Raw genomic sequence first — 19081 nt, 5'->3', positions numbered from 1 at the left:
AGAGGGGCGACGGAAAAATGCTCAGCGCCTGCGTGCCGAGCGCCGCCGCAGCAGGGCCGCCGCGCCCAAGGCCACCGCCATCACCAGCAGCGACACCACGGTGGTCACCGTCCCCAGCGCGTAGATCGAAGGCGTCGTCACCGTCGAGGTGAGCCCCTGCAGCTCGAGCGGCAGCGTGTTCACATCGCCGATGGCCTGCGAGGTGCGGGCGATCTCGTCCCACGACAGCGTGAAGCCGAACATGCCGATGCCCACGATCGACGGGCCGATCAGCGGCAGCACCACGAAGCGGAAGGTCTGCCAGGGGGTGGCGCCCAGGTCGCGCGCGGCTTCCTCGTAAGCGGGGTTGAAGCGGTTGAACACCGCGAACATGATGAGCAGCCCGAAGGGCAGCGTCCACGTCAGGTGCGCGCCCAGCGCGGAGCTGAACAGGCCCAGCGCGGTGCCGTAGCCTTCGAGCAGCGAGGTGGCGTCCATCGCCGTCAGCACGCTCTTGATGCCGGTGTCGATGAGCCGGAACTGCAGGCCGATGCCCAGCGAGATGATGATCGACGGCATGATCAGGCTGGCGACCGTCACGAAGAAGAGGGCGTTGCTGCCCGCGAGCTTCTTTCGGAACGCGAGCCCGGCGAGCACCGACAGCACCACGGTGAACGCCATCACCACCGCGCCCAGCGCCAGCGAACGCCTGAAGGCCGCACCGATGTCGACCGTGCCCAGGCCCTCGGCCAGCTTGTGGAACCAGTGCAGCGACATCCCGCGCAGCGGAAACGTCAGTCCGCCTTCGGGGCCCTGGAAGCTCAGCACGAAGATCGTGATCATCGGGCCATAGAGGAAGAGCACGAAGAGCCCGAATACGGTGGCCAGCGGCCAGAAGCCGGGGGCGCGCTGGGCGCCGATGGGTGTCTGCATCTCAGAGCTCCTTGCGGATGTCGACCATCCGGGTCAGGCCCCAGATGATCATCAGCACCACCGCCAGCAGGATCATGGCGTTGGCCGCCGCCAGCGGGAACTGCAGGTACGAGGTCTGCACCTGGATGATCTTGCCGATGGAGGCGATCTGCTGCCCGCCCATCACGCCGATGGTGACGAAGTCGCCCATCACGATGGTGATGACGAAGATCGAGCCGATGAGGATGCCGGTGCGCGACAGCGGCACCACCACGTTCCACAGCGTCTGCCAGCCCGAGGCGCCTGCGTCGCTGGCCGCTTCGAGCAGCGAGCGGTCGATGCGCATCATGCTGTTGAAGATCGGCACGATCATGAACATGGTGTACAGGTGCACGAAGGCCAGCACCACCGAGAAATCGGAAAAGAGCAGCCACTCCAGCGGCCGGTCGACCAGGCCCACGCCCATGAGCGCCTGGTTGACCAGCCCGTTGCGTCCCAGCAGCGGCACCCACGAGATCATGCGGATCACGTTGGAGGTCCAGAAGGGCACCGTGCACAGCACGAACAGCACCGTCTGCATGGTCGAGGAGCGCACGTGGAAGGCCAGGAAGTACGCCACCGAGAAGCCGATCACCAGCGTGATGCCCCACACCAGCAGGCAGAACTTGAAGGTGCTCAGGTAGGTGTTCAGCGTGACGCAGAGGTCGCCGTTGTCGGTGAGCCGCGAGCAGCCCTCGAAGAGGCTGAGGTAGTTGCGCAGCGTGACCGCCGGTATCAGCTCGTACTCGTTGAAATTCCACAGGCTGACCATCGCGACCAGCGCCAGCGGAATCAGGAAGAACAGCAGGAACACCAGCGCGAACGGCGCCGCCTGCCACCAGGCCTTCACGGCGTGAACGGGAGCGGTGGCAGCATGGCTGGACGCGACGGGAGTACTCATGGATGGGAGCGAAAGACTGTGTCCAAGGGCGAGCAAGGCGATGCCCGTTCGTGGGACACCGCGGAACCGGCTTTGCCGGGCCGCAGGTGTCGCCCCCGGTCAGGGGGAGGCGAAGCGACACTCAGTGCGCGAAGCCTGGGGGCGAGCCCTTTTACGCAGCCACGAACTCGTTCCACTTCCGGACCATGTATTCGTTCTCGTCCATGACGGCGTTCCAGCAGGCGATGCCGCCCATGCGCTGTTCGTAGCTGCCGCCGTCGCGCACCGAGCCGGCCTTGGCGATCACGTCGCCCTGCGGGCTCTTGATGTCCTGGGCGGCGGGCTTGCCTTCCATCCAGTAGGCCCACTCGTAGGCTTCCATCTTGGTCTTGGCGGTGTCGAGCACGGCGCTGTAGTAGCCCTGGCGGTTGAGGTAGGCGCCGGCCCAGCCGTCGAGGAACCAGTTGATGAACTCGTAGGCGCCGTCGAGCTTCTTGCCCGAGAGCGTGGCCGGCAGGCCGAAGCCCGAGGCCCAGGCGCGATAGCCTTCCTTGAGCGGCTGGAAGGTGCAGTCGATGCCCTTGCTGCGCACGGCGGTGACCGCGGGCGACCACATCGACTGGATCACCACCTCGCCCGAGGACATCAGGTTCACCGATTCGTTGAAGTCCTTCCACAGCGCGCGGAACTGGCCGGCCTTCTTGGCCTCGATCAGGGTCTTGATCGTCAGGTCGATCTCGGCCTTGGTCATGTTGCCCTTGTCCGCGTACTTGTGCAGGCCCTTGGCCTCCACCACCATCGCGGCGTCCATGATGCCGATCGAGGGAATGTTCAGGATCGCGGCCTTGCCCTTGAACTCAGGGTTCAGCAGCTCTGCCCACGAGCCGATCGGGCGCTTGATGAGGTCGGGTCGGATGCCCAGCGTGTCGGCGTTGTAGGTGGTCGGGATCAGCGACATGTATTGCGTGGCCGACTTGGCGAAGGCCTTGCTCTTCTCGCCTTCGAGGTAGATCACCTTCACCGGCGCCGTGCCCTGGTCGCCCACCTTCTTGCCGGCCACTTCGCCCTTGGTGAAGAGCGAGGTGATCTTGTCTGCGTTCTTCACGCGCTTGGTGTCGATGCCCTTGAGGTTGCCCGTGGGCACGATCTTCTTGAGCGAGAAGAACTCGGTGTCGATCAGGTCGAAGCTGTTGGGCGCGGTGACGGCGCGCTTGGTCACGTCGTCGGTGGTCACTGCCACGTACTGGATCTCGATGCCGGTGTCGGCCTTGAACTTCTCGGCGATCGCCTTGTCCTGGTTCACCGCCGTGCCGAGGTAGCGCAGCACGATCTTCTCCTGCGCATGCACGAAGGGTGCGATGCCCGTGGCCAGGATGCCGGCGGTGCCTTGCAGCAGGGTGCGGCGCTTCAGGCCGTTGTTGTCGATGGAATCGGTCATGGGCTGGGTCTCCATTGAAGAAAAAGGAAAGGTGAAGGAAACGAACGCGGAGAAAAGCGGAAGGCGAAGGCGCTCAGAAGGGAACGGCGAGTACGGCCGCGTCGTCTTTCCGGGCGGCTTCGGCGCCGGTGGGCGCCGGTGCTCGCTCGCCCGGCGGCTTGACGCCGGGGCCGAGCACGCGCGCATCGGCTTCGGCCCACGAGAGGTGCACCGCCTCGCCGTGCGCATAGGGCCGCGCGAGGAATGCGGCTTCGCTCAGCAACACCGAGACGCCCTGGGGCGCGGCTGCATCGGCGGTTGCACCCCCGAGCGCCAGCCCGAGCAGGACATAGGTGCCCTGGTACTCGACGTCGGTGACGGTGGCTGCCAGGGCGCCATCCGCCGCTGCCTGCGTGGCTGCTGCGATCCGCATGCGGTCATTGCGCACCGCGATCGGCCCGGCGGGCGTATGGAACACGTTGTGGCCGCCCATGAAGCGCGCCACGAACTCGCTCGCCGGGTGGTTGTAGACGGCGTGCGGCGAGCCGACCTGCTCGATCACGCCATGGTTCATGACCACCATGGTGTCGGCCAGCGCCATCGCCTCTTCCTGCGAGTGCGTGACGTGGATGAAGGTCAGGCCCAGTTCCTTCTGCCAGCGCCGCAGTTCGGCGCGCATCTGGATGCGCAGGAAGGGGTCGAGGGCGGAAAGCGGTTCGTCGAGCAGCAGCACGCGCGGCTCGGTGATGAGCGCACGCGCCAGCGCCACGCGCTGCTGCTGGCCGCCGGAAAGCTCACCCGGCTTGCGCGCGGCGAGGTGGCCCATCGCGACACGCTCGAGCAGGTCGTTGGCACGCTTGTGGCGCTCGGCCTTGCCCACGCCTTTCATCTTGAGGCTGAAGGCGACGTTGTCGGTGGCCGAAAGATGGGGGAAGAGCGCGAAGCTCTGGAACATCATCGCCGTGCCGCGGGCGGCGGCCGGCAGGTTCGTGATGTTGCGGTTGTCCAGCAGGATGTCGCCGCTGCTGACCGATTCGTGCCCCGCGATCATGCGCAGGGTCGTGCTCTTGCCGCAGCCCGAGGGCCCCAGCAGGCAGCAGTAGCTGCCGCTGGCGATGCGCAGGTCGATCCGGTCGACGGCGGCCGGCGTACCCGGGGCGTAGCGCTTGGTGAGGGCGACGATCTCGACGGCGGCGGATTCAGGCGTGGCGACGGCATTCATTGCCCATCGCTGAGCACGATCCATGCCACGTTGTGGTGCGCGGCGCCCGCGCTGCCTGCACCTCGGTCGCCCAGGTCAGGTGCGATTCAGGTGCCGAACCTGGTCTCGCCCACGGCCGCCTCGGCAGCGGCCAGCCCGCGCAGCACGTCGCCCACCACGATCACCGCCGGGCTCGCGATACCCGCTTCGGCGATGCCGTGTTGCAGCCTGCCCAGCGTGGTCGCGACGTGCTTCTGTTGCGGCAGGCTCGCATGCTGGATGACGGCCACCGGCGTGTCGGCCGGCAGGCCTTGCAGCAGCTCGCGCTCGATGTGCGCCGCGCCCGACACGCCCATGTAGATCACCAGCGTGAGCCGGGCGTTGTACGCGGTCGCGGCCAGCGCGCGCCAGTCGGTCGGGTCTTCGGCCGCGCCGGCGCCGGTCTTGGCGTGGCCGGTGACGAACACCACGCCCTGCGCATGGTCGCGGTGCGTGAGCGGCACGCCCAGCGTCGTCACGGCGGCGAGGCCGGCGGTGATGCCGTTGACCACCGCGCATTCGATGCCTGCTTCGCGCAGGTGCTCCACTTCCTCGCCGCCGCGTCCGAAGATGAACGGGTCGCCGCCCTTGAGGCGCACCACCGTCTCGCCCTCGCGCACGGCAGTGATCATCAGCCGCTCGATGAAGGCCTGCGGCGTGCTCTTGCAGCCGCCGCGCTTGCCCACGTGCACGATGCGTGCGCCAGGGCGGGCGTAGGCCTGCACGATCTGGTCGTTCACAAGGTCGTCGACCAGCAGCACAGTCGCGGCCTGGATCGCCTTCACGGCCTTGATGGTCAGCAGCTCCGGGTCGCCGGGTCCTGCGCCCACCAGCGTGCAGCGGCCGGCGATGAGGGAGGTGGGGTTGTCGTTGTTCATGCGTGGGATGCCAATGCCAGTTGCGTGATGTGCCTGACCTGCGTCGCGATCGCCTCCGGCACGGGAAGCTCGCCGTCCAGAACGCGGCGCGTGTAGCCGGCGGTGGTGGCGACGTCGATTTCCTTCGGCAGCCCCGGCACCTCGGAGGCGGTGCCGGCCTGCTGCGACTGCAGCTCGGTGCGCACGCCGCGCACGAAGCCGTCGATCTGCGCGGTGCGCCTCGGGTCGGACACCACTTCGCCTTCGAGGCCGCGCGAGAGCAGGGCGGTCATGCCCGACAGCTCGAAGGTCTCGGCCATGACGCGCGCGTATTCGGGATGGGTGTAGCTGGCGACCACCACGCTCGGGCCGGCGGTGGGCTGCATCAGCTTCACCACGCTGTGGCCGGGGTTGCGCAGGCCGACCACGCGGCGCACGTCGAGCAGGCGCTTGAGCGCGGGGTTCAGCAGCTCGGCGGGCGCGAAGGCGGCCTCGCCATTGGCGACGGCGCGGATGGCCGTCATCGGCGCATGGCCCAGCGCGGCGAGCACGTTCGACGCCAGAACGCGCGATGTTTCGCTCGCGCTTCCGTGCACCAGCACCGGCAGGCCTTCGCGAGCCAGCAGCAGCGCCAGCAGCGGCGTGAGCACCGGCAGCTTGCGCGCACCGTTGTAGCTGGGCAGCACGATCAGCGGGCGGTCGCCGGCGGGGATCATCTGCAGCCGCGCATGGGTGGCATCGAGGAAGCCGGCCATCTCCTCGGGCGTCTCGCCCTTGATGCGCATGGCCAGGCAGAAGCCGCCGATCTCGAGGTCGGTCACGGTGCCGTCCAGCACCTGGCCGAACAGGTCGGTGGCCTGCTCGCGCGTGAGCGGCCTGGCGCCTCGCGCACCGCGGCCGATTTCCTTGATGTATTGGCTGATTCCCATGGGTAGGGGGATTGTCCTGCAACGCTTATGCCGGAATGTGAGTCGGCTTATGCATGGGTATGGCCCCTTCCGCTGGGGGAAGGTTGGGATGGGGGCAAGCGGCGCTGGCATGGTGGCGCGGTCGTGCCCCCACCCCAACCCTCCCCCAGAGGGGGAGGGAGCTGGTTGCGGGCGCATCACGACAGCGCCTCCGCCTCGACCGGCGTCGCCCGCACCATCCGCTTGAGCTCCGGAACGCACGAGCCGCAGTTGGTGCCGCATTTCAGCGCTCCCTGCAGCCTGGCCAGCCGTTCGTCCGGCGTGCCTGCGCAGCGCGACAGTTCGGCCTGGATCGCCCCGTCCGCCACGTTGAAGCAGGTGCACACCGTTTTGCCTCGCGACTGCACAGCCACCGGCGCCTTCGAGCCCGGCGACAGCAGCAGGCGGCCGTAGGTCTGTGCCGGCAGTTCCTCGCGCAGCAGGGTGGCGATCCATGCCTCGGCGCTGGTGTCGCCGCCCAGCAGGAAGGCTTCGAGGCCCGCGCTGCCGTCCGCGCGGCGCACCAGCCTCGCCGAGCGGCGCTGGCCGCGGCGGCGGTCTGCATAGCGCAGGGTGTCGGGCGTCTGCAGGCCGAGCAGGGCTTCGATCCTTTCGATCAGCGCATCGTCGGGCGCGTCGTGCGCGGCGGCACGAAAGAGGATGCCGCTGCGTTCGGCTCCCTGCGTGCTGCCGTAAAACGGCACGCAGGTCGCGAAAGGAAGGAGCCCCATCATCGGCTGCAGCGCGCGATGCGCCGACAGGGCCTCGTCGCCGGGCAGCCAGGCCACGGCCAGCAGCGACCAGGGCAACTCGGCCTTGAGGATCTTCACCGCCGCGTGCTTCAGCTCCGGCTGCTTCGAGCTCGGGCAGAAAGCCGACGTGGTCAGTGCATTGATGCCCGCCAGCCGCGTGCCGCTCGACGAGCAACCGCTCAGGTACTCCTCGCCCCAGTGCATGGCGACGAAGGCCTGGCTCAGCCCCACCTCGGCGCTGGCGCGCGCCGGCAGCATGATCGAGCCTCGCTTCGAGGTCAGCTGCACCAGGTCGCCTTCGCCGATCTGTCGGCGCGCCATGTCCTGCGCGTTCATCTGCACCACGGGTTCGGGCACGTGGCCGAACAGTCGGCCCGCCGTGCCGGTGCGGCTCATGCCATGCCACTGGTCGCGCAGGCGGCCGGTGTTCAGCGAGAAGGGGTAGCGTGCCTCCCGCGCCTCGGCCACGGGCTTGTAGACGGTGTCGACGAAGCGGGCGCGGCCATCGGGCGTGGGGAAGACGCCGTCCTCGTAGAGGCGCGCGCGGCCGGTGCTTTCGCCTTCCCTCAGTGGCCATTGCTGCGGGCCGGCGCTCTCCAGCATCGCGTAGCTCAGGCCGGTGATGTCGAGGTCGCGCCCGCGCGTGGACTCGCGGTGCTCGTTCCAGACCGATTCGGCCGTCTCGTAGGGGAACAGCGTGGAGGTGCGGTCCAGCTGCTGCTCGAGCCGGCGCGCGAAGGCGACGGCGATCGACCAGTCGTTGCGCGCCTCGCCCGGCGCCGGCACCGCCGTGCGAACGCGCGAGATGCGGCGCTCGCTGTTGGTGACGGTGCCTTCCTTCTCGCCCCAGGTGGTGGCGGGCAGCAGCAGGTCGGCGAAGGCGCAGGTGGCGGTGGTCGCGAAGGCTTCCTGCACCACCACGAACTCGGCACGCTCCAGGGCGCGGCGCACGGTGGCCTGATCCGGCATCGACTGCGCCGGATTGGTGCATGCGATCCACAGCGCGCGGATCTCGCCGTCGGCCGCCGCCTGGAACATCTCCACCGCCGTCTTGCCCGGCTTCTCGGGCACCGAGGGCACGCCCCAGAGCGCGGCGACCTCGGCGCGGTGGTCGGCGTTGGCCAGGTCGCGGTGAGCGCTCAGCAGGTTGGCGAGGCCACCCACCTCGCGACCGCCCATCGCATTGGGCTGGCCGGTCAGCGAGAAGGGGCCGGCGCCGGCGCGGCCGATCTGGCCGGTCGCCAGGTGCAGGTTGATGAGCGCGGCGTTCTTCGCCGTGCCGCTGGACGACTGGTTCAGGCCCTGGCAGTACAGGCTCAGCGTGGCCGGCGAGGTGGCGAAGAGCCGCGCGGCCTCGAGCAGGTCGTCCCTGGCGATGCCGCAGACCTGGGCCACCTTGTCGGGCGTGCATTCGCGCACCGTGGCCTTCAGCGCGTCGAAGCCGCTGGTGTGCGCGGCGATGTACTTCGCGTCGGTCCAGCCCTCCCACAGCATCAGGTGCAGCATGCCGTTGAAGAGCATCACGTCGGTGCCGGGCTGGATCGGCAGGAACAGGTCGGCGATCTCGACCGTGTCGGTGCGGCGCGGGTCGGCCACCACGATCTTCATCGCCGGGTTGGCCGCCTTCGCGTCCTCGATGCGGCGGAACAGGATCGGGTGCGCCCAGGCCGTGTTGCTGCCCACGATGAAGAGGCATTGCGCGTGCTTCAGGTCGTCGTAGCAGGCCGGCGGCGCGTCGGCGCCCAGCGTCTGCTTGTAGCCGGCCACCGCGCTGCTCATGCACAGGCGCGAGTTGGTGTCGATGTTGTTGGTGCCGACCAGGCCCTTGGCGAGCTTGTTGAAGACGTAGTAGTCCTCGGTCAGCAGCTGGCCCGACACGTAGAAGCCGACCGCGTCGGGGCCGTGGTCGCGGATCACCTGTGCGAACTTGCCGGCGGCGTTGTCTAGCGCGGTGTCCCAGGCGACGACCGAGGGCGCCTCGCCGCGCGCGAGTCGCTGCATGGGCTGCAGCAGCCGCGTCTGGCGCGTGACCGTGGCGCTGGCCGTGAGATGCAGCGTCGAGCCCTTGGTGCACAGCCGCCCGAAGTTGGCCGGGTGCTCCGGGTCGCCGCGCACGCCGGTGATCTCGTCGCCGCTCGACTCGATGATCACCCCGCAGCCGACGCCGCAGTACGGGCAGGTGGACCGGGTCTCCCGCGTCATGGGTTATTCCAGCGGAAGAACGGACAGTACCGCGAAAGGCTTCGGCCCGGCCGCCGGGCGCTCCAGGTCGATGGCGTGCGCCGCCAGTTCGGCCGCGTCGAGGTGCACCACGCCTTCTTCCACCTTCACCGCGAACCTCGGTGTGCAGCCCTCGTCGGGCGCCTTGGCGCAGCCGTCGTCCAGCCCGATGGCCCAGTTGTGCAGCGGGCAGGCCACGCTGGTGCCGAAGACGATGCCCTGGCTCAGCGGGCCGCCCTTGTGCGGGCAGCGGTCGAGCAGCGCGAACACCTGGTCCTCGGCGTTGCGGAACACGGCCACGTCCAGCCCGGCCGGCCGCGCCACGCGGCGCGCGCCGAGCACGGGGATGTCGTCGATGCGGCAGATGACTTTCCAGTCGCTCATGGTGGGCTCTTCCTTCTCAATGTTCGGTTTCAGGCTGCCGCGGTCAGCGGCGTGAACTGCCGCACGTCCACCGAGGCCTGCGCCGACTCGAACCACGGATCGGGCTCGCCGTCGAGTGCGAACTGCAGCCGCTCCCACAGCGCCTTGCGGCCCTCGGCGTCTTCGAGGATCTTCTTCTTCACGTAGTCGAGGCCCACGCGGCCGATGTAGTGCACCGTGCGCTCCAGGTACCAGCCTTCCTCGCGATAGAGCTGCAGGAAGGCGCCCGAGTACTCCATCACTTCGGCGGCCGTCTTCACCTTCACCAGGAACTGGGCGACCTCGGTCTTGATGCCGCCGTTGCCGCCCACGTAGAGCTCCCAGCCGGAGTCGACGCCGATCACGCCCACGTCCTTGATGCCGGCCTCGGCGCAGTTGCGCGGGCAGCCCGAGACGGCCAGCTTGACCTTGTGCGGCGAGTACATGGCCCACAGCGCGCGTTCCAGGTCCTTGCCCATCTGCGTGCTGTCCTGGGTGCCGAAGCGGCACCACTCGCTGCCCACGCAGGTCTTCACCGTGCGCAGCGACTTGGCGTACGCGAAGCCGCTGGGCATGCCGATGTCCTTCCACACGCCTTCCAGGTCTTCCTTCTTCACGCCCAGCAGGTCGATGCGCTGGCCGCCCGTGACCTTGACGGTCGGGATCTTGTACTTGTCGGCCGCGTCCGCGATGCGGCGCAGCTCGTCGGGCGTGGTGTGGCCGCCCCACATGCGCGGGATGACGGAGTAGGTGCCGTCCTTCTGGATGTTGGCGTGGCTGCGCTCGTTGATGAAGCGGCTTTGCGGATCGTCCTTCGCCTCCTTGGGCCAGGTGCTGATCAGGTAGTAGTTGATGGCCGGGCGGCAGGTGGCGCAGCCGTTGGGCGTGCGCCAGCCGAGGTTGCGGTAGACCTCGTCGTGCGTCAGGTAGTGCTCCTTGCGGATCGCGTCGCGCACGTCCTGGTGGTTCGCGTCGGTGCAGCCGCACACGGCCTTCTTCTTGGGCGTGGCGGAGTAGTCGCCGCCCGCGGTGAACATCAGGATCTGCTCGACCAGCCCGGTGCACGAGCCGCAGCTCGCGCTGGCCTTGGTGTGCTTCTTCACCTCGTCGAGCGTGAACAGGCCCTTCTCCTTGATGGCCTTGCAGATGGTGCCCTTGTTCACGCCGTTGCAGCCGCAGACCTCGGCGTCGTCGGGCATGCTCGCGGCCTTGTTGTGGCCCTCGTGGCCTGTGTCGCCGATGTTCGATTCGCCGAACATCAGCTTGTCGCGGATGTCGTGCACGCTGCGGCCGTCGCGCAGCAGCTTGAAGTACCAGCTGCCGTCCACCGTGTCGCCGTAGAGGCAGGCGCCCACCAGCTTGTCGTCCTTGATGACCAGCTTCTTGTAGACGCCGCCGAAGGGGTCGCTCATGACGATCTCCTCCGTGCCTTCGCCGCCCATGAACTCGCCGGCCGAGAACAGGTCGATGCCAGTCACCTTCAGCTTGGTGGAAGTGAGCGAGCCCAGGTAGCGGCCGATGCCGAACTGCGCGAGGTGGTTGGCTGCCACCTTGGCCTGCTCGAAGAGCGGGGCCACCAGGCCGTAGGCGATGCCGCGGTGCGCCGCGCATTCGCCCACCGAGTAGATGCGTGCGTCGGTGACGGTCTGCATGGTGTCGGTGACGACGATGCCGCGGTTGCAGTGCAGCCGCATCTTCTCGGCCAGCTCCACGCTGGGACGGATGCCCACGGCCATCACCACCAGGTCGGCGGCGGTCTCGGTGCCGTCCTTGAAGCGGATGGCCTTCACGCGGCCGCTCCTGCCGTCGTCCGCGTCGCCGACCAGCTCCTGCGTCTGCGCACCCATCATGAACTTCAGGCCCCGGTCTTCCAGCGACTTCTGCAGCAGCTTGCCTGCCACGTCGTCCAATTGGCGTTCCATCAGCCAGGGCATGACGTGCACCACCGTCACGTTCATGCCGCGCAGCATCAGGCCGTTGGCGGCTTCCAGGCCCAGCAGGCCACCGCCGATGACCACCGCATTCCTGTGCGTGCGCGCGGCCTCGATCATGTAGTCGGTGTCGGCGATGTCGCGGTAGGCGATCACGCCCTTCAGGTCCTTGCCGGGTACCGGCAGCATGAAGGGGTTGGAGCCGGTGCACATCAGCAGGCGGTCGTAGGCGGCCTCGGTGCCATCCTCGGCGCGTACGATGCGCCGGACGCGGTCGACCTCCACCACCTTCTTGCCGGCGTGCAGGGTGATGTTGTTCTCGGCATACCACTCCCAGCTGTTGAGCACGATCTCGTCGATCGTCTGCTCGCCCGCGAGCACCGGCGACAGCAGGATGCGGTTGTAGTTGGGGTGCGGCTCCGCGCCGAAGACGGTGATGTCGTACAGGTCGGGCGCGATCTTCAGCAGCTCTTCGAGCGTGCGCACGCCGGCCATGCCGTTGCCGACCATCACGAGTTTCATTTTCTTGTCCATGGGAGCCGTCCTTTCCTGGAATCGGGCGTGGGGAGGCGCGCGGCGCATCAGGACCGCGCCACGGGCTTGTCGAACAACGAAACAACCGGCCGCCTGCGCGCTTCGCAGTGCGGCCGCCAAAACCTCAGGCCGCGACCTTCTCCACGTGCGCCTGGCGCGTGTAGAGGAAGTCGATCACCGCCTTGCGCGCATGCACGTAGACCGGGTCTTCCGCCAGCTCCACGCGGTTGCGCGGGCGCGGGATGTCCACCGAAAGAACCTCGCCGATGGTCGCGGCCGGGCCGTTGGTGAGCATCACGATGCGGTCGCTCAGCAGCACAGCCTCGTCCACGTCGTGCGTGACCATCACGACCGTGCTCTGCGTCTTCTGCACGATGGCCAGCAGCTCGTCCTGCAGCTTGGCGCGGGTGAGGGCGTCGAGCGCGCCGAAGGGCTCGTCCATCAGCAGCACCTTGGGCTCCATCGACAGCGCGCGTGCAATGCCCACGCGCTGCTTCATGCCGCCGGAGATCTCGCCGGGGCGCTTCTGCGCAGCGTGCGACAGGCCGACCAGCGCCAGCGCCGCGTCGGTGCGCGCCCGAAGCTGGGTCTTGTTCTCCGTTGCCGCGAACACGCGCTCGACCGCGAGGTACACGTTCTCGAAGCAGGTGAGCCAGGGCAGCAGCGAGTGGTTCTGGAACACCACCGCGCGCTCGGGCCCCGGACCCTTGATCTCCTTGTTGGCGCACAGCAGCGAACCCTGCGTGGGCGTTGTGAGCCCCGCGATCAGGTTCAGCAGCGTCGACTTGCCGCAGCCCGAATGGCCGATGAGCGTGATGAACTCGCCCTTGGCCACGTTCAGGTTCACGTCGCGCAGCGCGACGAAGCGGCCCTTGGGCGTCTTGAACGCCTGCTCGACGCCGTGGATCTCGATGTACTTGGTATCGTTCATGGTGTGTTCTCGCAGAAAAGGATTCGGGGCAGGACGCAGGGGACGCGAAGGATTCGCGAAGGTCGCGAAAGAACAGCCGGGAAAGTCTTTCTCGAATTTCCTTTGGCGAATTTCGCGAATCCTTCGCGCCCTTCGCGTACGGCTGTCCGATCCCGATTTCAGTGCTTGACCTCTTCGAAAGTGAAGGCCGTCGCCAGCTTGATGAGCGCGAACTCCAGCACCAGGCCCACGATGCCGATCACGAAGATCGCGATGATGATGTTGGCGACGTTGAGGTTGTTCCACTCGTCCCACACCCAGAAGCCGATGCCGACGCCGCCGGTGAGCATCTCCGCCGCCACGATCACCAGCCAGGCGGTGCCCACGGCCAGCCGCACGCCGGTCAGCATGTAGGGCAGCACGGCGGGGAAGAGGATCTTGGTGAGGATCTTCCACTCGCTGAGGTTCAGCACCTTGGCCACGTTCATGTAGTCGGTGGGCACGCGCTGCACGCCCACTGCGGTGTTGATGATCATCGGCCAGATCGAGCAGATGAAGATGGTCCAGATCGCCGCCGGGTTGGCGCCCTTGAACACCAGCAGGCCGATGGGCAGCCAGGCCAGCGGCGAGACCGGGCGCAGCAGGCTGATCAGCGGGTTGAACATGCGCGAGAGGAACTCGAAGCGCCCGATGGCGAAGCCGGCCGGAATGCCGACCAGCGCCGCGAGGCCGAAGCCCAATGCCACGCGCTGCAGCGAGGAGAGCACGTTCCAGCCCACGCCCTGGTCGTTGGGGCCCTTGCTGTAGAACGGGTCGCTGAACACTGTCACCGCCTGCTGCCAGGTGGCCATCGGCGTGGGGAAGCCCGTGGTGCTCTTCATGGCCACCACCTCCCAGATCAGCAGCAGCAGGCCGAAGCCTGCCAGCGGCGGCAGCACGCGCATCCAGAAGGCGCGCAGGTCGATGGGCGTGCGCTGCCCTTGCTCCTTCTCCTGCTTCTCCGTCGCGGGAAGAAGGCTGGGGTGAGGGGCCGCCTGGGCGCGGCTCTCTCCCGCGCGCGGGACGGGGAGCGATGTATCCAGCGGTGAATGGAAGACTGCGCTGACCATGTCGTTCTCCTTATGCATGGAGCTTGAAGGAGTCGGCGTACTTCTTCGGGTCCTTGCCGTCCCAGACGGAGCCGTCGAAGAGCTTGCTGCTGCGCATCGCGTCCTTGGGCACCGGCGTCTGCGTGGCGGCGGCGGCCTGCTTGTAGATGTCGATGCGGTTGATCTCGGTGGCCACCTTCAGGTAGTCGGGGTGCTCCTTCAGCAGGCCCCAGCGCTTGTGCTGCGTGAGGAACCACATGCCGTCGGAGAGGTAGGGGAAGTTCACGGCGCCGCCGTTGTAGAACTTCATGTGGTTGGGGTCGTCCCAGCTCTTGCCCAGGCCGTTGGTGTAGCGGCCCAGGATGCGCTGGTTGATGGCGTCCACGCTGGTGTTGACGTAGCTCTTGTCGGCGATGGTCTCGGCCATCTTGTTCTTGTTCTGCAGGCCGGTGTCGATCCACTTGCCGGCTTCGAGGATGGCCGCCGTCACCGCGCGCGCCGTGTTGGGGTACTTCTTCGCGAAGTCGGCCGTGGTGCCCAGCACCTTCTCGGGGTGGTCCTTCCAGATGTCCTGCGTGGTGATGGCGGTGATGCCGATGCCGTCCATGATCGCGCGCTGGCCCCAGGGTTCGCCCACGCAGTAGCCGTCCATGTTGCCCACGCGCATGTTGGCGACCATCTGCGGAGGCGGCACGGTGATGTTCTTCACGTCCTTGAACGGATCGATGCCGGCCGATGCGAGCCAGTAGTAGAGCCACATGGCGTGCGTGCCGGTGGGGAAGGTCTGCGCGAAGGTGTATTCGCGCTTCTCGCTGGCGATGAGCTTGGCGAGCGATGCGGCGTCGACCGCGCCCTTGTCGGCCAGCTTCTTCGACAGCGTGATGGCCTGGCCGTTGTTGTTGAGCGTCATGAGCACGGCCATGTCCTTCTTCGGGCCGCTCAGGCCCAGGTGCATGCCGTAGATCAGGCCATAGAGCACGTGGGCGAAGTCGAGCTCGCCGTTGGCCAGCTTGTCGCGCACGCTGGCCCAGCTGGCTTCCTTGCTGGGCACGATCTTCACGCCGTACTTCTTGTCGATCCCCAGCACCGAGGCCATCACCACGCTGGCGCAGTCGGTGAGCGGGATGAAGCCGATCTTCACTTCTTCCTTCTCGGGCTTGTCGGAGCCCTGGGCCCAGACGGCCGCGCGCAAGGCGGGGTCGATGCCGACGGCACCGACGGCGGCGGCTTGCAGGACGCGGCGTCGGCTGAGGCGGGTTTTGAGCAGGTCGGTCATGGCGCGGGGCTCCGGTTGAGGACGAACAACAAAGAAAACGACAAAAACGAAAAGGCGTCCGCACCGCGCAGGGGCTGCTCGAAAACGAGCCCTTGCGGGATGGGGACGCCTTTGTCCGGTTCGGTGGGAAGCACCCGCCGTTGGGTGCCGCCTGCCTGAAGGTCCATCGAGGACCTGTGCGCTCAGTGCTTGCAAGCGGTGTGCCAGCTTCGAGATTCGCCGGCCGCTATCAAGAAGGTAGCTGTATGTCGAATGAATCCGCGGCCGAACGCGGGTGAGGGGCGATTCGGGGTGACGATGGGCGATGGCACGATTGTTGTGCGGTGCACCAACTTGAACGCCCCGTGGGCGCTTGCTTCAGCGCGACGGTGCGCGGTCGAGCATGGGCAGGTAGTCGGCCATCGCGAGCATCGACTCGGCCACGTCCACCAGCCTGCGCTTCTGGTTCATGGCGGTCTGGCGCAGCATCTTGTGCGCCTCTTCCTCGCTGAGACGGCGGTGCGCCATCAGCAGGCCCTTGGCGCGCTCGACGAGCTTGCGCTCGTTGAGCGAGGCGCGCACGGTCTCGAGTTCGTCGCTCATGGCCTGCAGGCGCTGTGACTGCTCGCGGACCATGTCGAGCACAGAGCGCTCCAGGTGGCGGCCGAGCTGTGCGGGAGCCGCCGCCTGCGCGTCGGCATCGTCGAAGAAGAGGGCGCCGGCCTGGGGTGCGAGCGTGTCCAGCAGCTGGCGGTATTCGCGCAGCTCGCTGCGTGCCTGCGCTGTCTTGTGCTCGCACAGCGCGCGCAGGTCGCTGGCGAGGCGTTCCTCGACGGTCTTCATGGCGTCGATGCGGCGGGTGCAGCAGTCGAACCAGGCCTCGCTGAGCGCCACGTCGGCCGGCCCGGAAGCCGCGCCGCGCCGGCGGATGCGCTCGAGCTCGGCCACTTCCGAGTCGGGCTGGCTCTCGCGCCAGAGGGCGAGCACCGCCTCGCCCGAGAACTCGGTGAACACCTGGAAGCAGCGCTCCTGCGATTCGATCAGGTGCAGCCACTGCAGGCGCTGTGCCTCGTCGCTGCGGCCCAGCGCGAGCGCGGCGGCGCCGAAGGCGCGCTCCTGGCCCGCGAATTCCTTGCCCTGCATGAAGTTGAACATCGCGACCAGCAGGCGCGAGATCTCGGGGTCGGTGGCACCGTCGGCCGCCTCGAACACCACCGAGAGCAGGCCCGCGATCAGCTTGGCGAAGGCGGCGGTGGACTGGGCTGGCTTGAGCGCCAGCGCGTCGACGCGGCGGCGCAGGGCGGGCAGGGCATCCAGGCCCGGCAGCACCCAGGCGATGCGGCTGAACAGGCGCGCGTTGTTGCTCGCGTCGGCGCCGCGGTGGTAGTTGTCGGCTTCGAGCTGGTCGAAACCCGCGCGCACCTCCTGCTCCAGCGCGAGGCACTCGGCGATCTGCGGGCCGCGCTGCTCGCCGAAGCGGCTGCCGCGCGAGGTGAGGAACATGTTCGACATGCCTCGCTCGCGCTGCAGCGCATGGACCAGGCGGCCGATCACGCCCACCAGCTCGCTGGTTCGGGCGAGCCGGTCCAGCTCGTCGATTTCGCAACGGCGGGCGGCGATGAGGAAGCTCAGTCCGGATTTCATGGTGGGGCGCGGTCTCTGCGCGGTGTCGCTGCAACATCCGTGCCTCGCGGGTCGAGGCCAGGGCGCGGAAAGGCCGCCGCTTGCCCCTTCGCAGGCGCCGGGCGGGGGCCGCCGCCTACACTCGCGGCATGCTCTTGTTGGGAATCGAATCATCCTGCGACGAGACCGGCGTGGCGCTGGTCGAGTCGCAAGGCAACGCGCTGCCGGTGCTGCGTTCGCACGCGCTGCACAGCCAGATCGCCATGCACCAGGCCTACGGCGGCGTGGTGCCCGAGCTGGCCAGCCGCGACCACATCCGGCGCGTGCTGCCGCTGACCGAGACGGTCATGGCCGAAGCCGGCCGCTCGCTCGAAGAGATCGACGTGGTGGCGTACACGCGCGGGCCTGGCCTCGCGGGCGCACTGCTGGTGGGGGCGGGCGTGGCCTGCGCGCTGGGCGTGGCGCTGGGCAAGCCAGTGCTCGGGGTGCATCACCTCGAAGGGCATCTGCTGTCGCCGTTCCTGAGTGCCGATCCGCCGGAATTTCCGTTCGTCGCGCTGCTGGTGTCCGGCGGCCACACGCAGCTGATGCGGGTGGACGGCGTGGGTCGCTACGAACTGCTGGGCGAAACCATCGACGACGCGGCCGGCGAGGCCTTCGACAAGAGCGCCAAGCTCATGGGCTTGCCGTACCCCGGCGGTCCTTGGCTCGCAAAGCTGGCCGAAGGCGGCGATGCAGCGGCCTTCAAGCTTCCACGGCCGCTGCTGCACAGCGGCGATCTCGACTTTTCCTTCGCCGGCCTGAAGACGGCGGTGCTCACGCAGGCAAAGAAGCTGGGCGAAGAACTCGAGCCGCGAAAGGCCGACCTGGCGGCGTCGACGCAGGCGGCCATCGTCGAAGTGCTTCTGAAGAAGTCGCTCGCGGCGCTGGAGCAGACCGGCCTCAAGCGGCTGGTGGTGGCTGGCGGCGTGGGCGCCAACAGGAGCCTGCGCGAGCAGCTGAATGCGGCTTGCGCGAAGCGCAAGGTGCGGGTGCACTACCCCGAGCTGCACCTGTGCACCGACAACGGCGCCATGATCGCGATGGCCGCCGCGATGCGACTGCAGTCGGGGCTGTCGCAGGCGAGCGAGCGCTATGCCTTCGACGTCAGACCGCGATGGCCCATGGCGTCGCTTTCGGTGCCTGATCAGCCGCTACCGGAGACTGCGTAATCGTTTGCTTCGACGGCCTGCCGAGTGCGGGCAGCGGCAGAACTTCCAGCACGTTGCGCCAGAGCTGACGCCATTGCGGCCAGTCGTGGCCGCCCTCGGTCGTGAAGACCTGCTCGGGCGGCAGGGCATCGGCCAGCAGCTTGTGGTTGCTCGCGAAACGGTCTTCCAGCCCGAAGCCGAGGTAGAGCCGCGGCAGCTTCTTCGACGACTTTGCCGACAGGTACTGCTGGAAGAAGGGCCACAGCTTGCGGTCCGGCTCCTCGTCGGGCTGCGGCCCGGTGGGCGCCTGCCAGGCGCGCAGGCCGCCGGCCTTCTTGATCTCCGCGCCGAGCACGCGCCGGCCCAGGTAGGGCGCGAGCGCCACGATGCCGTCCACCGAGCCCGGGCGCGCCAGTTCGTGGATCAGCGCGCCGAAGCCGCCGATCGAAATGCCCACGAGCCAGATCGACTTGTAGCCCTTGGCGCGCTGCGGTTCGATGACATCGGTGTGCAGGCTGTCGCACAGCGTCTGCTCGTAGTAGTAGGACACGTCCGCGTCCACCAGCAGCGCATCGGCTGCAAGGTGGCGTTCGCGCACGGCGGCAATGAAGCCTTCGCGCTCGAATTCGTCGGGTTTGAGGTACGCACCCGGCAGGAAAACCAGGAGCGTGTCGGACCGTTCGTCGGGATTGGCGGGCTGGAGATGAGTTTTCATGGTGCCTTGAAGGGGCACCCGAACCGCACCGTCGGGAACTCAGTGCGTTTACAAGACGCCCACGAAGAAGAAAGTTCTAAAAAAACGTCACATCATGTGACGTTAATCCAGCGCTATTGTGAATAAGGTGCTCGTTTAATGTCAAAAAACGAGCCTTACTAACATTTTCCTCTTGTGGGCTTAAGCCTGA

15 protein-coding genes are annotated in these 19081 nt (G+C 67.7%); 1 reads left to right on the top strand and 14 read right to left on the bottom strand.

Annotated features, from left to right (window positions below; all coding sequences use genetic code 11):
• Window positions 1-21 precede the first annotated feature (21 nt).
• The 13 genes from G369_RS0107740 to G369_RS0107675 form a co-directional block, all read right to left on the bottom strand.
• On the bottom strand, window positions 22-912 hold the full coding sequence (locus G369_RS0107740) for an ABC transporter permease (RefSeq protein ID WP_019653414.1): 891 nt from the start codon (window positions 910-912) through the stop codon (window positions 22-24).
• Window position 913: 1 nt separating this feature from the next.
• A complete protein-coding gene (locus G369_RS0107735; protein ID WP_019653413.1) occupies window positions 914-1831 on the bottom strand; it encodes an ABC transporter permease in 918 nt (305 codons plus the stop codon).
• Window positions 1832-1982: 151 nt separating this feature from the next.
• Window positions 1983-3248: an ABC transporter substrate-binding protein gene (locus G369_RS0107730; protein ID WP_020722987.1), complete on the bottom strand. Its 1266-nt coding sequence runs from the start codon at window positions 3246-3248 to the stop codon at window positions 1983-1985.
• 73 nt (window positions 3249-3321) lie between these two features.
• Entirely contained in the window at window positions 3322-4449 is a 1128-nt protein-coding gene (locus G369_RS0107725; protein ID WP_019653411.1) for an ABC transporter ATP-binding protein, read from the bottom strand.
• A gap of 86 nt (window positions 4450-4535) precedes the next feature.
• Window positions 4536-5345, bottom strand: coding sequence for a uroporphyrinogen-III C-methyltransferase (gene cobA, locus G369_RS0107720; protein WP_019653410.1), 810 nt, complete (start codon window positions 5343-5345; stop codon window positions 4536-4538).
• The gene (ybiB, locus tag G369_RS0107715; protein ID WP_019653409.1) at window positions 5342-6253 is read right to left on the bottom strand and encodes a DNA-binding protein YbiB; all 912 of its coding nucleotides are present in this window, start codon (window positions 6251-6253) and stop codon (window positions 5342-5344) included. Before ybiB ends, cobA begins: the two co-directional genes overlap by 4 nt.
• Before the next feature lie 176 nt (window positions 6254-6429).
• Window positions 6430-9225, bottom strand: a complete 2796-nt coding sequence (locus G369_RS0107710; protein ID WP_019653408.1) for a nitrate reductase — start codon at window positions 9223-9225, stop codon at window positions 6430-6432.
• A 3-nt stretch (window positions 9226-9228) separates the two neighbouring features.
• Complete coding sequence (nirD, locus tag G369_RS0107705; RefSeq protein WP_019653407.1) at window positions 9229-9627, bottom strand: nitrite reductase small subunit NirD; 399 nt, start codon at window positions 9625-9627, stop codon at window positions 9229-9231.
• 29 nt (window positions 9628-9656) lie between these two features.
• Complete coding sequence (nirB, locus tag G369_RS0107700; RefSeq protein ID WP_019653406.1) at window positions 9657-12110, bottom strand: nitrite reductase large subunit NirB; 2454 nt, start codon at window positions 12108-12110, stop codon at window positions 9657-9659.
• 124 nt (window positions 12111-12234) lie between these two features.
• Window positions 12235-13041, bottom strand: a complete 807-nt coding sequence (locus tag G369_RS0107695; RefSeq protein ID WP_019653405.1) for an ABC transporter ATP-binding protein — start codon at window positions 13039-13041, stop codon at window positions 12235-12237.
• A 158-nt stretch (window positions 13042-13199) separates the two neighbouring features.
• Window positions 13200-14129 carry a nitrate ABC transporter permease gene (gene ntrB / locus G369_RS0107690; RefSeq protein ID WP_019653404.1) on the bottom strand — a complete coding sequence of 310 codons (930 nt, stop codon included), beginning with the start codon at window positions 14127-14129 and terminating at the stop codon, window positions 13200-13202.
• 10 nt (window positions 14130-14139) lie between these two features.
• On the bottom strand, window positions 14140-15384 hold the full coding sequence (locus G369_RS0107685; protein WP_019653403.1) for a CmpA/NrtA family ABC transporter substrate-binding protein: 1245 nt from the start codon (window positions 15382-15384) through the stop codon (window positions 14140-14142).
• Window positions 15385-15741: 357 nt separating this feature from the next.
• Complete coding sequence (locus G369_RS0107675; protein WP_019653402.1) at window positions 15742-17007, bottom strand: nitrate regulatory protein; 1266 nt, start codon at window positions 17005-17007, stop codon at window positions 15742-15744.
• Between the two features lie 128 nt (window positions 17008-17135).
• On the opposite strand from G369_RS0107675, the gene tsaD reads away from it, so the two are divergent.
• On the top strand, window positions 17136-18197 hold the full coding sequence (gene tsaD, locus G369_RS0107670) for a tRNA (adenosine(37)-N6)-threonylcarbamoyltransferase complex transferase subunit TsaD (protein ID WP_019653401.1): 1062 nt from the start codon (window positions 17136-17138) through the stop codon (window positions 18195-18197).
• Here the strand turns inward: tsaD and G369_RS0107665 are convergent.
• Entirely contained in the window at window positions 18133-18891 is a 759-nt protein-coding gene (locus tag G369_RS0107665) for an alpha/beta fold hydrolase (RefSeq protein WP_019653400.1), read from the bottom strand. The two genes, tsaD and G369_RS0107665, sit on opposite strands and share 65 nt — an antisense overlap.
• Window positions 18892-19081: the final 190 nt, after the last annotated feature.

It is taken from the genome of Variovorax atrisoli 110B, from assembly GCF_000382045.1.
GTDB lineage: Bacteria > Pseudomonadota > Gammaproteobacteria > Burkholderiales > Burkholderiaceae_C > Variovorax > Variovorax atrisoli.
This window is presented reverse-complemented; position numbering and strand designations above follow the sequence as displayed.

Bases quoted from the DNA above. Each gene is read 5' to 3' on its own strand.
- G369_RS0107740 (WP_019653414.1), bottom strand. From the start codon at position 912: ATGCAGACACCCATCGGCGCCCAGCGCGCCCCCGGCTTCTGGCCGCTG.
- cobA (WP_019653410.1), bottom strand. From the start codon at position 5,345: ATGAACAACGACAACCCCACCTCCCTCATCGCCGGCCGCTGCACGCTG.
- G369_RS0107725 (WP_019653411.1), bottom strand. From the start codon at position 4,449: ATGAATGCCGTCGCCACGCCTGAATCCGCCGCCGTCGAGATCGTCGCC.
- G369_RS0107665 (WP_019653400.1), bottom strand. From the start codon at position 18,891: ATGAAAACTCATCTCCAGCCCGCCAATCCCGACGAACGGTCCGACACG.
- G369_RS0107730 (WP_020722987.1), bottom strand. From the start codon at position 3,248: ATGACCGATTCCATCGACAACAACGGCCTGAAGCGCCGCACCCTGCTG.
- nirB (WP_019653406.1), bottom strand. From the start codon at position 12,110: ATGGACAAGAAAATGAAACTCGTGATGGTCGGCAACGGCATGGCCGGC.
- G369_RS0107675 (WP_019653402.1), bottom strand. From the start codon at position 17,007: ATGAAATCCGGACTGAGCTTCCTCATCGCCGCCCGCCGTTGCGAAATC.
- G369_RS0107735 (WP_019653413.1), bottom strand. From the start codon at position 1,831: ATGAGTACTCCCGTCGCGTCCAGCCATGCTGCCACCGCTCCCGTTCAC.
- ntrB (WP_019653404.1), bottom strand. From the start codon at position 14,129: ATGGTCAGCGCAGTCTTCCATTCACCGCTGGATACATCGCTCCCCGTC.
- ybiB (WP_019653409.1), bottom strand. From the start codon at position 6,253: ATGGGAATCAGCCAATACATCAAGGAAATCGGCCGCGGTGCGCGAGGC.
- G369_RS0107695 (WP_019653405.1), bottom strand. From the start codon at position 13,041: ATGAACGATACCAAGTACATCGAGATCCACGGCGTCGAGCAGGCGTTC.
- G369_RS0107710 (WP_019653408.1), bottom strand. From the start codon at position 9,225: ATGACGCGGGAGACCCGGTCCACCTGCCCGTACTGCGGCGTCGGCTGC.
- nirD (WP_019653407.1), bottom strand. From the start codon at position 9,627: ATGAGCGACTGGAAAGTCATCTGCCGCATCGACGACATCCCCGTGCTC.
- G369_RS0107685 (WP_019653403.1), bottom strand. From the start codon at position 15,384: ATGACCGACCTGCTCAAAACCCGCCTCAGCCGACGCCGCGTCCTGCAA.
- tsaD (WP_019653401.1), top strand. From the start codon at position 17,136: ATGCTCTTGTTGGGAATCGAATCATCCTGCGACGAGACCGGCGTGGCG.